The 12,564-nt window shown below is 69.1% G+C and carries 11 protein-coding genes; 6 read left to right on the top strand and 5 right to left on the bottom strand.

Annotated elements, in window-relative coordinates:
• Positions 1–32: 32 nt before the first annotated feature.
• From J7E25_RS15670 to J7E25_RS15680, 3 genes are read right to left on the bottom strand one after another with little or no spacing between them, the layout of a single operon-like run.
• Complete coding sequence (locus J7E25_RS15670; protein WP_214871095.1) at positions 33–947, bottom strand: amidohydrolase; 915 nt, start codon at positions 945–947, stop codon at positions 33–35.
• On the bottom strand, positions 944–1,912 hold the full coding sequence (locus J7E25_RS15675; RefSeq protein ID WP_214871096.1) for an aldo/keto reductase: 969 nt from the start codon (positions 1,910–1,912) through the stop codon (positions 944–946). The genes J7E25_RS15670 and J7E25_RS15675 overlap by 4 nt, the downstream gene beginning before the upstream one ends.
• Positions 1,909–3,210, bottom strand: a complete 1,302-nt coding sequence (locus tag J7E25_RS15680; RefSeq protein WP_214871097.1) for an L-fuconate dehydratase — start codon at positions 3,208–3,210, stop codon at positions 1,909–1,911. The genes J7E25_RS15675 and J7E25_RS15680 overlap by 4 nt, the downstream gene beginning before the upstream one ends.
• A 147-nt stretch (positions 3,211–3,357) precedes the next feature.
• Between J7E25_RS15680 and J7E25_RS15685 the strand changes: the two genes are divergently transcribed.
• The 3 genes from J7E25_RS15685 to J7E25_RS15695 all read left to right on the top strand — a co-directional run bounded on the left by J7E25_RS15685 (position 3,358) and on the right by J7E25_RS15695 (position 5,982).
• The gene (locus J7E25_RS15685) at positions 3,358–4,206 is read left to right on the top strand and encodes a fumarylacetoacetate hydrolase family protein (RefSeq protein WP_214871098.1); all 849 of its coding nucleotides are present in this window, start codon (positions 3,358–3,360) and stop codon (positions 4,204–4,206) included.
• Between the two features lie 37 nt (positions 4,207–4,243).
• Positions 4,244–5,002: an SDR family NAD(P)-dependent oxidoreductase gene (locus J7E25_RS15690; protein ID WP_214871099.1), complete on the top strand. Its 759-nt coding sequence runs from the start codon at positions 4,244–4,246 to the stop codon at positions 5,000–5,002.
• Positions 5,003–5,106: 104 nt separating this feature from the next.
• Entirely contained in the window at positions 5,107–5,982 is an 876-nt protein-coding gene (locus J7E25_RS15695; protein ID WP_214871100.1) for a fumarylacetoacetate hydrolase family protein, read from the top strand.
• Positions 5,983–6,022: 40 nt separating this feature from the next.
• Here the strand turns inward: J7E25_RS15695 and J7E25_RS15700 are convergent, their stop codons facing one another.
• Positions 6,023–7,486, bottom strand: a complete 1,464-nt coding sequence (locus tag J7E25_RS15700) for an aspartate ammonia-lyase (RefSeq protein WP_214871142.1) — start codon at positions 7,484–7,486, stop codon at positions 6,023–6,025.
• A gap of 379 nt (positions 7,487–7,865) precedes the next feature.
• Between J7E25_RS15700 and J7E25_RS15705 the strand changes: the two genes are divergently transcribed.
• From J7E25_RS15705 to J7E25_RS15715, 3 genes are all read left to right on the top strand, one after another.
• Positions 7,866–8,864 carry a LacI family DNA-binding transcriptional regulator gene (locus J7E25_RS15705; RefSeq protein WP_214871101.1) on the top strand — a complete coding sequence of 333 codons (999 nt, stop codon included), beginning with the start codon at positions 7,866–7,868 and terminating at the stop codon, positions 8,862–8,864.
• Between the two features lie 93 nt (positions 8,865–8,957).
• The gene (locus tag J7E25_RS15710; protein ID WP_214871102.1) at positions 8,958–9,155 is read left to right on the top strand and encodes a hypothetical protein; all 198 of its coding nucleotides are present in this window, start codon (positions 8,958–8,960) and stop codon (positions 9,153–9,155) included.
• Positions 9,152–10,789 (top strand): fucose isomerase, encoded by a 1,638-nt coding sequence (locus J7E25_RS15715; protein ID WP_214871103.1) that lies wholly within the window; start codon positions 9,152–9,154, stop codon positions 10,787–10,789. Before J7E25_RS15710 ends, J7E25_RS15715 begins: the two co-directional genes overlap by 4 nt.
• 80 nt (positions 10,790–10,869) lie before the next feature.
• Here the strand turns inward: J7E25_RS15715 and J7E25_RS15720 are convergent, their stop codons facing one another.
• Entirely contained in the window at positions 10,870–12,435 is a 1,566-nt protein-coding gene (locus tag J7E25_RS15720; protein WP_214871104.1) for an amino acid permease, read from the bottom strand.
• Positions 12,436–12,564 lie beyond the last annotated feature (129 nt).

Consider the following 12,564-nt stretch of genomic DNA (forward strand, 5'->3'; position numbering starts at 1 on the left):
AGCGGTCGAGCAATCAATTGCGAGTGTACTACTCATCGGATGTTTCGGGGATAGTCAGTGGCGATTGAGTCTGATTCGTGAGATTGCGCCCACAGAGGTCGGACTATTGGCGAGCGATACACCCACTCCGCCGTGCCGCCGAGCACGGCGGCGCGCTCCAATTCGCCCAGTTCGGAAATGCATTCGCTCATCACGTCCCACGTCGCCTGGTACCCGCCGTCGGGCACGGACATCGGCCAGTCACCGCCGTACATCAGACGGTCGGGGCCGAAGACGTCGAGCGCGATCTCCCACAGCGGGCGCACGGTCTCGCGGCCGAAGGGCGCACCGGGAAGGTGCAATCCCGAGAACTTCGCGATCGTGTTGGGAACGGCGGCGGCCTGCTCCAATGCCCGTCGCCACGCGTCGAAGTCGGGCCTGCCCACCGGCGGCTTGGCGAGATGGTCGATCACGACGGTCAGCTCGGGGACGGCACGGGCGACTCCCGCCGCGGCGCCGAGATGCCGCGGCCACGCGTCGGGAACGTCGAACGCGAGCCCTCTCGACGCCACCTCGCGCAGCGATGCCCGAACCTCGGGAAGGTCGAGGAAGTCGTCCCGGGGGTCATCGTGCACGAGGTGACGGATGCCGCGGAGGGCCGTCTCCCCCATGAGAGCGTCGAGCGCCGCGCGCGCCGCCTGGGGGTGGTCGAGCGGAATCCATCCGACGACTCCCGCGACCCAGTCGTGCTCGTGAGCCATCCCGAGCAGGAACCACGTGTCGGCGAGGGAGTCCTCGGCTTGCACGAGGATGGCCGCGTCGATGCCGGCGGCGTCGAGCTCGAGGCGCGCCTCACCGGCGCTGAAGTCACGATCGAGCGGGCCGCCGCGGGGAATCCACTCGTAGCGGCCGACGGCACGCTCCCAGAGGTGCACGTGCGCGTCGATCGTGCGCGACGCCCCGCTCACGGGATCAGCCCCGCAGACCTCAAGCCATCCCAGAAGCCGGCCGGGAGCGGCGCGTGCACTCGTGCGATGTTCTCGCGGATGTCGGCAGCTCGCGACGAACCGGCGACGACCGAACGCACCGCGGGGTGCTGCAACGGATACTGCATCGCGGCCTCGGGCAGCGAGACGCCGGCCGCGCGACACGCCTCGGCGAGGCGGCGGGCATGGCCCAGCACCTCGTCGGGAACGGGGCCGTAGTTGTAGCGAGCACGCTCGTCGGGGGCGTCGGTGGCGAGGAGCCCCGAGTTGAACACCGCGGCGACGACCACGCCGACATCGCGCTGCTCGCAGAGCGGGAGGAGCTCATCGAGCGCAGGCTGCTCGAGGAGCGTGTAGCGGCCGGCGATCATCACGAGGTCGAGGTCGCCCTCGCGCACGGCCCGCGCCGCGGCCTCCGCGTCGTTGGTGCCGATGCCGATGGCGCCGACGACGCCCTCGTCGCGGAGCTTCGCGAGAGCCGGCAGCCCCTCGGCGACGCCGCGATCGAGGTCGTAGACGTCGGGGTCGTGGAGGTAGGCGATGTCGATGCGGTCGAGGCCGAGTCGTTCGAGCGACTCCTCGATGCTGCGGCGAATGCCCGATTCGCTCGGGTCGAAGCGGCGCACCGTCGTGTTCGGCACGGCGAAGTCGAACGCGAGGTCGTCGCCGCCCGTGAAGTCGGGATTCGGGTCGAGCACGCGGCCGACCTTCGTGGAGATCACGTACTCCTCACGCGGGCGCGACCGGAGGAAGGCGCCGAGGCGGCGCTCGGAGAGGCCGAGGCCGTAATGGGGCGCGGTGTCGAAGTACCGGATGCCGCCATGCCACGCCGCGTCGAGCGCGGCATCCGACTGCTCGTCGCTCACCTCGCGGTAGAGGTTGCCGATCGACGCGGCACCGTAGCCGAGCGGGCCGAGGCGCTCAGCGGTCGTGACGCCGGCGTTCATACGGGCACCCGGGGGTGGTGGCCGCGCCAGGTGTAGTCGTCGACGGATGCCGCGAGCATCTCGGTGCCGGCACCCGGCGCGGTGGGCGTGAGGTAACGGCCTCGCTCGATCACGACGGGCGTGACGAAGTGCTCGTGGAGGTGGTCGACGAACTCGATCATGCGGCCCTCCATCGTGCCCGAGAGCGCGACGTAGTCGAACATCGACAGGTGCTGCACGGCTTCGCAGAGGCCGACGCCGCCCGCGTGCGGGCACACCGGCACGCCGAACTTCGCGGCGAGCAGCAGGTTGGCGATGTTCTCGTTGACGCCGCCGACACGGGTGGCGTCGATCTGCATGACGTCCATGCCGCCCGCTTGCAGCAGCTGCTTGAAGACGATGCGGTTCTGCACGTGCTCACCGGTCGCGACCCGGATCGGGGCGATGCCACGGGCGATCGCGGCGTGCCCGAGCACGTCGTCGGGGCTCGTCGGCTCCTCGACCCAGGCGAGGTCGAACTCGGCGAGGGCGTTGATCCACTCGATCGCGGGCGCCACGTCCCAGCGCTGGTTGGCGTCGATCGCGATCGGGAAGTTCGGGCCGACCGCGGCGCGGGCGATGCCGAGCCGGCGCACGTCGTCGGCGAGGTCAGCGCCGACCTTGAGCTTGATCTGCGGGAATCCGTCGGCGACGGCCTCGCGGCAGAGCCGATCGAGCTTCTCGTCGGAGTACCCGAGCCAGCCGGGCGTGGTGGTGTACGCCGGATACCCCGTCTCGAGGAGTTCGGCGGTGCGCTCGGCGCGGCCGGGCTCTGCGGCGCGGAACAGCTCGAGTGCTTCGTCGGGCGTGATCGCGTCGCTGAGGTAGCGGAAGTCGACGAGGCTCACGAGCTCTTCGGGCGTGAGGCTCGCGAGCAACTGCCAGAGCGGCAGCCCGGCGCGCTTCGCCTTCAGGTCCCAGAGGGCGTTGATGACCGCGCCGATCGCCATGTGCATGACGCCCTTCTCGGGGCCGAGCCAGCGCAACTGCGAGTCGTGGGTGAGCAGGCGCCAGGTCTCACCCATGTCGGCGAGGGCGGCTTCGACGTCGAGTCCGCGCACGTGCTCGCGCAACGCTTCGATGGCGGCGACCTGCACGTCGTTGCCGCGGCCGATCGTGAACACGAATGCGTGACCGGAGTGGCCGTCTGCGGCATCCGTGCGAATCGTGACATACGCAGCCGAGTAGTCGGGGTCGGGGTTCATCGCGTCGGAGCCGTCGAGCTCGAGGGAGGTCGGGAAGCGGATGTCTCGGGTGTCAACGCTGACGATTGTGCTCATGGCGTCCTTTCGTGGCGAACCCGAGCATAAACATCCGATGTCTAAATGTCAACTGGCCGGGAATGTGGCAGAATATACTGACAATGACCCCGCTGCGCGTCGAGACTTCCGATGTTCGTGGCGGCAGCCCCAATGGAGAGGACCAGTATGAGATTCGCCCGGCTCGGACCTGTCGGCACCGAGATCCCCATCGTGTTCGATGGTGATCGCGCGCTCGACCTGCGCCCGATCACGCTCGACCTCGACGGCGCCTTCTTCTCCGGCGGCGGTATCGAGCGCACGCGCTCGGCACTCTCCGCGGGCTCGCTCTCCGAACTCGCGGATGCCGCCTCCCTGCGCATCGGCGCCCCGATCTCGCGTCCCTCGGCCGTGTACTGCATCGGCATGAACTACGCGGCGCATGCCGCGGAGTCGGGGTCGGCCCCGCCCGAGCAGCTCGTGATGTTCATGAAGTCGCCGAACACCGTCGTCGGTCCGTTCGACGACGTGCCGATCCCCCGCGGAAGCGAGAAGACCGACTGGGAGGTCGAGCTCGGCGTCGTCATCGGCCGGCGGGCGAGCTACCTCGCCTCCCCCGCCGAGGCTGCAGCGCACATCGCCGGGTACGTCGCCGCGAACGATCTCTCCGAGCGCGACTGGCAGCTCACCCAGTCGGGCGGGCAATGGAGCAAGGGGAAGAGCGCCCCCGGATTCTGCCCCACGGGGCCCTGGCTCGTCACGGGCGATGAGGTCGATGCGTCCGACGTGCGCCTCCAGAGCTTCGTCAATGGCGAGCCGCGCCAGGACTCGCGCGCGAGCGACCTCATCTTCGACATCGACACGATCGTCTGGCAGCTCAGCCAGTTCCTGGCACTCGAAGCCGGCGACCTCGTGCTCACCGGAACGCCCGAGGGCGTCGCGCTCTCGGGGCGATTCCCCTATCTCGCCGTCGACGACGTCGTCGAGATCGAGATCGAGGGTCTCGGCCGTCAGCGCCAGCGCTACGTCGCAGCCTGAGCCGGCCGGCATCCTCATCCATCTGAAGGGACCCAGCATGGGAACGGAATTCAACGGCCTCGTCGCCGTCGTCACCGGCGGGGCGTCGGGCATCGGCGCGGCGATCGCGCGGCGCCTGCGCGACGGCGGCGCTCGCGTCGCCGTCTTCGACCTGCGCCCCGGCGACGCCGAGCACGCCGACCTCGCCGTCGCGGTCGACGTCGCCGACGACGCGAGCGTTCGCGCGGGCATCGAGCAGGTCGCTGCCTCGCTCGGCCGCATCGACATCGTCGTGAACAACGCGGGCATCGGCGCACAGGGCACCATCGAGGCGAACGCCGACGACGAGTGGCATCGGGTGCTCGACATCAACGTGCTCGGCATGGTGCGCGTCGCACGCGCCGCGTTGCCACACCTGCGCCGTTCACCCGCTGCGGCGATCGTGAACACCTCGTCGATCGCGGCAACGGCGGGCCTGCCCGAACGCGCGCTCTACAGCGCGAGCAAGGGCGCCGTGGCGGCGCTCACCCGTGCCATGGCCGCCGACCACTTGCGGGAGGGAATCCGGGTGAACGCCGTGAACCCGGGCACCGCCGACACTCCGTGGGTCGGGCGACTGCTGGCCTCGGCCGACGATCCGGCCGCCGAGCGGGCGGCGCTCGAGGCGCGACAGCCGCACGGCCGGCTCGTCTCCGCCGACGAGGTCGCCGACGCGGTCGCGTACCTCGCCGGGCCGGGCGCGGGCTCGACGACCGGCATCGCGCTCGCCGTCGACGGCGGCATGCAGGAGCTGCGGCTCCGGCCCGCGGCGCGCTGAACCGGCGCGGAACGCCCGCGATTGTCGACGTCACGGCGCATCGGGGCCCGTTCGTTGTGCGTCTCGCACAACCGAGCGCCGAGGGCGGCCGATAGCCTAGACGAGTGAGATTCGCGCACCTCAGAGTCGAAGGCCAGACGACCCCTCGGCTCGCGGTGGTGGTGAACGACGAAGCACTCTTCCTCGATGAGGTCATGAGCACGCCGCCGCGCGACCTCCAAGACCTCATCGAACGCGGCCAAGAGGGTCTTGCGGAGGTGCAGGAGGTCGTCGACACCGCCCTCGCCATCGACGCCGACCTCCCGCTGGTCGCCGATCTGCGTCACTCGTCCGCCGTGCTCCGGCCCGCGCAGGTCATCGCGATCGGAGCGAACTACGCCGCGCATGCCTCAGAGTTGAAGCTCCGGTCCGAAACCGCCATGACGATCTTCTCGCTCTGGCCGAACTCGCTCAGCGGCCACGGCGCCACCACCTCCTGGCCCGAAGACCTCACGACGCAGGTCGACTACGAGGCGGAGCTCGGCGTCATCATGGGCAGGCCGGCCCGCAACGTCCACGTGCGGGAGGCCCTCGACTACGTGTGGGGCTACACGGTCGTGAACGACATCACGGCTCGTGACCTGCAGTTCAGCGAGGCGCAGTGGTCGCGGTGCAAGTCCTTCGACGGGTTCACGCCGACGGGTCCCGTCGTCGTGACCGCCGACGAGATCGCCGACCCGCAAGACCTCTGGCTCACGACGAACGTCGACGGCCGGATCCTGCAAGACGCCTCGACGAGCGAGATGGTGCGCAGCGTCGCCGACATCATCGCGAACCTCTCGCGCTCGGCGACGATTCCCCCCGGCACGCTGATCTCCACGGGCAGCCCCGGCGGCGCCGGCTATTCGCGCAACCCGCAGGTCTTCCTGCACGACGGCGCGACGGTCACCGTCTCCATCGGCGGCATCGGCTCGCTGACCACCCACTGCCGCGTGGTGTAAGCGGGCGGGTGGCCAGGTGGTGCAGGCACCCGCTGGCCGGCTACTCCGACGGCTCGCCCTGCACGTCCACCACGGGGATCGCCTGCGTGATCGTATGCATGCCCGCGAGCCGCGACGGCGCGAGCTGCCGTTCGACGTCGAGGCGGGTCATCAGCCCTGATTCGACGACGAGATCGGCGACCGGCCGGCTCGATCGCAGCGCCTCCTTGGCGATCGACGACGCCGCCGAGTAGCCGATGAACGGGATGAGTGCGGTGATGACCCCCACGCTCGAGGCCACCATCGCGTCGAGGCGCTCGACATTCGCCGTGATGCCGTCGACGCAGTTGACGCGAAGCGTCCAGCAGGCCTGGCGCATCCAGGTGATCGACTGCAGCAGGGAGTGCGCGATGACGGGCTCGAACGCGTTGAGCTGCAGCTGGCCGCTCTCGGCCGCCATGGTGACCGTGACATCCGCCCCCGCCACGGCGTAGGCGACCTGACTGACCGCCTCGGGGATGACCGGGTTCACCTTTCCGGGCATGATGCTCGACCCCGCCTGCCTCGGAGGAAGGTTGATCTCGCCGAAGCCCGCCTGCGGGCCCGACGAGAGCAATCGCAGGTCGTTGCAGATCTTCGAGAGCTTGATGGCGCTGCGCTTCAGCGCGCTCGAGAACGTCATGAACACGCCCGTGTCACTGGTCGCCTCGATGAGATCGGGCGCGGGCTCGAGATGGAGCCCGGTGATCGCGCGGAGGTGGCGGACGACCGCTTCGGCGTACCCTGGGTCGGCGGTGATGCCGGTGCCGATGGCGGTCGCGCCGAGGTTCACCTCCAGCAGCAGTTTGATCGTCTCGCGGAGACGCTCGATGTCCTCGCCGAGCGTCGTCGCGAACCCATGGAATTCCTGGCCGAGCGTCATCGGCACCGCATCCTGCAGCTGCGTGCGGCCGACCTTCAAGATCTCGTGGAACTCGCGGCCCTTGCGCCCGAATGCGATCCGCAGCTGGTCGAGTTGGGTGAGCATCGTCGTGAGCGAGAAGGTCATGGCCAGCTTGACCGCCGTGGGGTACGTGTCGTTCGTGGACTGGCTGCGATTGACGTCGTCGATGGGGTGCAGGATGTCGTAGCGCCCCTTCGGGTATCCCGCGATCTCGAGGGCGAGGTTCACGATGACCTCGTTCGCGTTCATGTTGGTCGACGTGCCGGCGCCGCCTTGGATCACCCCGACCACGAACTGGTCGTGGTGCTCGCCGTCGATGATCCGCTGGCACGCCTCGTCGATCCAGGCGGCCTTCTGCGCGGTGAGCACACCGACCTCACGGTTCGCGCGGGCGGCGGCCTGCTTCACCGACGCGAGCGCGACGACGAGCTCGGGATAGACGGAGATCGGCCGCTTCGTGATCGGGAAGTTCTCGAGCGCGCGCATCGTGTGCACGCCCCAGTACGCGTCGGCCGGCACCTCGACGGTGCCGAGCGAATCGGTCTCGGTTCGGGTCGGCACGGCCGGATCGGGAACGTGCATGCTCGCCTCGAGGTTCTCCGGGGTGGACGGGTGTGGGGTCGGTGTCGACACAGGGCTCCATTGCCTCTCGTGCGCTTCATTGCGCTCGGTCACTTCTGCTATCGAGCCTATCGCCCGTGGGTGCGCGGCTTTCGATCTCCGACCGCAGCCTTCCTGCGCTGCGCTCTCGCTCGGCGCACGATTCGTGCCACGGATGACGCGGGCGCTGGGAACGCGCAATCGGTTTCGTGCTCTCGTCGGCGTCGAGCGGATCAGCCAGCTCACCGGCCCCGACTCGTCCTGCTGCACTGTTGGAATCGATTTCAGGCAAGTAGTGTTCACTACAGGGATCACGTCCGAGGCTGTCAACAGACCGGCGTCCCGTCCGATTGGAGGGGTTGTGGCCACCATCTACGAGGTCGCGAAGCTCGCCGGGGTATCGCCCGCGACAGTCTCGCGCGTCTTCAACAGCAACAACGTGTCGGAGGAGAAGGCCGGCCTCGTGCGCGCTGCCGCGGCCCAGCTCGCCTACACGCCGAACCGCACGGCGCGCACCCTCCGGCGCCGGCACAGCGAGATCATCGCGCTCATCATCCCCGACATCGAGAACCCGTTCTTCACCTCGCTCGCCCGGGGCGTCGAGGATGCCGCCCGCTCAGCCGGGTTCTCCGTCGTGCTCTGCAACTCCGACGAGGACGTCGCGAAGGAAGCGCAGTACATCGACATCGCCGTGCTCGAGAACATGGCCGGCATCATCATCGCGGCGGCGAGCGACGACAGCGACCTGCATCCGTTGCTCTCCCGGTCCCGACCCGTCGTCGCCGTCGACCGCGGCCCGCACGGACTCGACATCGATGCGGTCATGGTCGACAACCGTGCCGGCGGTATGGCTGCCACGAGCGCCCTCGTCACCCACGGCTTCAAGAGGATCGGCTGCATCACCGGCCCGAGCGACGTCGAGACGGCGCAGCACCGGGCCGACGGATGGCGCGACGCCCTGCGCTCGGCCGGCCTGACACCAGACGAAGCACTCCTCGAGCACGCGAACTACCGCGTCGACGGCGGGCGCGCGGCGATGCAGCGGCTCCTGGCGCTGCCCGAACCGCCCGACGCCGTCTTCGTTGCGAACAACCTCATGAGCGTGGGCGCCCTCCAAGTGTTGTACGACGCCGGGAGCTCGCCCGAGACGTTCGGCTTCGCCGCGTTCGGCGACCTTCCGTTCGCCGCCCTCGCCCCCGCGGGCATGACCGTGGTGCACGTGCCCGCGCGCGCCATGGGCAGGACCGCGGCGACGATGCTGCTCGACCGCATCAACGGCGACGACCGGCCGCCGCGCACGGTCGTGCTGCGCAACGAGGTGTCGACCAACCCCGAGAACGCCCTCGCGCACGTGCGGTGACGCCGCGCACGTGAAACGCGATCAGGCAACCCGCTTGCGCGTGAAATCGATTTCTGCAACGCTGGCCTCTATCCGGATCGAGGAGGATCGCGAATGGCCGTACGGGCAGTGCTGGGAGTCGACATCGGCACGTCGAGCAGCAAGGGCGTGCTCGTCGACTTCGACGGCGCCGTCGTGCGCAGCGCGGTCAGGGAGCACTCGATCGACCGTCCATCGGCTCGGGGCGATCCCGCGGGCTCCATGACGAGCACCGATGACCACGACCGAGAACGAGGAGAGAGAGAACCATGATGCAGTACACCCTTCCGGCCAGGCGCCAGCCGCGCACCGCGGCGCCGGGCACCGTCTACACCGTGGCATCCGGCGACCTCCGGCTGAGTGCGAACACGAAGTGCTGGCCGACGCAGGAGCACCTCGAAGCCGACTTCGCCGCGGCGGTCGAACGACTCGGCTGGTCGGTCGAGCGTGGTCACGGCGTCGACGAGGTCACCGGCCACGGCTTCATCGACAGCCAGCGTGCCGGCATCGAGGTCTTCAAGACGCTTCCGCCCGATGCGCCGCTCGTCGTCGTCGAAGCGGTCTGGCAGTACAGCCACCACGTGCTCGCGGGCCTTCGCACGCACCGCGGCCCGATCCTCGTCGTCGCGAACTGGGCGGGCGACTTCCCCGGCCTCGTTGGGCTCTTGAACCTCACCGCGAGCCTCACCAAGGCAGGAGTCGAGCACTCCGCACTCTGGAGCGCGGACTTCACCGACGACTGGGCGGTCGCCAAGCTCGGCGAATGGCTCGAGACCGGGCGCATCGAGCATGACGTGAGCCACGTGCGCGATCTGCCCGCGCTCGATGACACCGCACCCGAGGTCGCGCTCGGCCGTGCGCTCGCCGACGAGCTCCGCGTCGAGAAGGCCATCATCGGCGTCTTCGACGAGGGCTGCATGGGCATGTACAACGCGATCATCGACGACGAGCTGCTGAATCCGCTCGGCATCTACAAGGAGCGCCTCTCGCAGAGCGCGCTCCTCGCCGAGATGGCGCGCGTGAGCGACGCCGAGGCCGACGAGGCGCTGGCCTGGCTCGAGAACGCGGGCCTCACGTTCCATTTCGGAACGGATGACGCGACCGAGCTCACTCGCGCCCAGGTGCGGAGCCAGCTGAAGATGTACATCGCCGCCGTGCGCATCTCCGACGACTTCGGCCTCGACGCCGTCGGAATCCAGTACCAGCAGGGACTGAAGGACATGGTGCCGGCATCCGACCTCGCCGAGGGCCTGCTCAACAACGTCGAGCGGCCGCCCGTGCGCTCGCGCGGCGGCGAGCGGGAGCTGTACCCCGGCGTCGCCCTCCCCCACTTCAACGAGGTCGACGAGGGTGTCGCGGTCGACGCGCTCGTCACGAACCGCATCTGGAACGCCATGGGCTTCGACCCCGCCACGACCCTGCACGACGTGCGGTGGGGTGAGGAGTACAACGGCGAGTTCGTGTGGGTGTTCGAGATCTCGGGCTCGGTTCCCGCGAGCCACAACGGCGGCTACGACAAGTCGTACAGCATGCGCCAGCCGCCGATGTTCTTCCCGCTCGGCGGCGGCACCCTCTCGGGCGTCTCGAAGCCGGGCGAGATCGTATGGTCGCGCGTCTTCGTGATGGACGGCCGCCTGCACGTCGACCTCGGCCGCGGCTCGGTGCGGGAGCTGCCCGAGGCCGAGACGCAGCGCCGCCTCGACGCCACCGACCCGCAGTGGCCGATCATGCACGCGGTGCTTCACGGCGTGAGCCGCGACCAGCTGATGGCCAGGCACAAGGCGAATCACGTGCAAGTTGCGTATGCGCCGGATGCCGCGGCCGCCGATCGCGCGTTGCTCGCGAAGGCCGCGCTCTTCGCCGAGCTCGGGCTTGAGGTGCACCTCTGCGGCGACGTCGCGATCTGACGCACGACAGACGGCGGGGCGCCCCCACGCCCCGCCGCCCGCTCGAGTCGGCTCAGCCGAGTCGGCTCAGCCGAGTCGGCTCAGACCCGGTCGGGCTCGTCGACCACGTCGGGCTCGTCGACGCCGTCGGACGCGAGGATCTCGCTCTCGACGGCCCCGCCGTAGCCCTCGGCCTGGGGATCGCCGTGGAGGCCGCCCGACACCGCGTACTCCTCCTCGGGCGAGAGGATGAGGCGATGCCGTCCCCAGACCGCGAAGATCGCAAGCATCACGACGTACACGACGAGGATCGCGATGATGGCGGGGAGGAAGGCCGGATTGATGAGGGTGCCCACGAAGATGAGCGCGGCGATCACTCCCGCGACCACGGCACCCGGCACGCCCCACGGACTGAGGAACGGGCGCTTCGCGTTCGGGAACTTTCGCCGCAGGATGACGAAGGCGATCATCTGCATGAGGTACGCGAGCACCGCACCCCATACCGCGATATTCAGCACGATCGCGCCGGCAACTCCCGTCGACCCGCCGGCGGCGTCGACGACGACGAGTGCCACGAAGCCGATGATGCCGCCCGCGACGAGTGCGACCCACGGCGTCTGCCGCGTGCCGGTGAGCGAGAGGAATTTCGGGTAGTAGCCGGCACGCGAGAGCGAGTACATGTTCCGTCCGTAGGCGAACATGATGCCCTGCAGCGACGCGAGCAGCCCGATGAGGGCGAAGAGCGCCAAGACGGCCGCCGCGCCGTCGCCGACGATCGCACGGAACCCGTCGAGCAGCGGCTCCCCGGCGACGCCGGTCACCTCGGCGCCGACGACGCCCGTGTTGAGGAACAGCACGAGCAGTCCCGTCACGATGAGCGTGCCGCGGGCCCACAGTCCGGCGCGCGGGATGTCGCGGACCGGGTCGTGCGACTCCTCGGCGGCGAGCGGCAGTTCCTCGATGCCGAGGAAGAACCACATCGCGAACGGCAGGGCGAAGAGGATCGGGAACACGCCGTGCGGCAGGAAGGCCGTCTGGCCCGCGTCGGGGGCGATGTCGAAGAGCTTGTCCCACGAGAACAGGCCTGACGTGGCCGCCATGACCGAGAACACGAGGAGGATCCCGATCGAGATGATCGACACGACGATCGCGAACTTGAACGAGATGTTCGCGCCCGCGGTGTTGAGCCCGATGAAGAGCAGGTAGAGAATGACCCACCACACCCACGCGGGCATCGAGAACCCGAGCAGCTCGGAGGTGATGCTGTCGGCGTAGGCCGCGGAGAAGTAGACGATGACGGCCGTCGTGGCCACGTACTCGATCGTCTCGGCGAGACCCGTCACGAATCCGCCCCATGGCCCCAACGCGGCACGCGAGAAGGAGTAGGCACCCCCGGTGTGCGGCATCGCCGACGCCATCTCCCCGATCGAGAAGATGAGCCCGTAATACATGACGACGAGGATCGCGAAGGCGATCAGCATGCCGCCGAAGCCCGCGAAGTCGATGCCGAAGTTCCAGCCGGAGAAGTCGCCCGAGATGACCGCGGCGACGGCGAGGCCCCAGAGGCCCCAAACTCCGGCACTGCGGGTGAGCCTGCGTTTGTCGAAGTATCCGGCCTCGGCGGTCGTGTACTTCACTCCAGAGACGTTCAAGGTGTCCTTGGCCATGACAGCTCCCTCGTGCTCATCGCGCAGCCGTGGGGGCGGCGCGGGTGCGATGCGTTGGGCCCGACTATAGGGCGCGCAATGGTCGCTCGTACAGACCTTTTTCGCGTCGTGTCCCCCGATGCGCGCGTG

The sequence above is a fragment of the Agromyces sp. ISL-38 genome (assembly GCF_018613935.1).
Taxonomy (GTDB): Bacteria; Actinomycetota; Actinomycetes; order Actinomycetales; family Microbacteriaceae; genus Agromyces.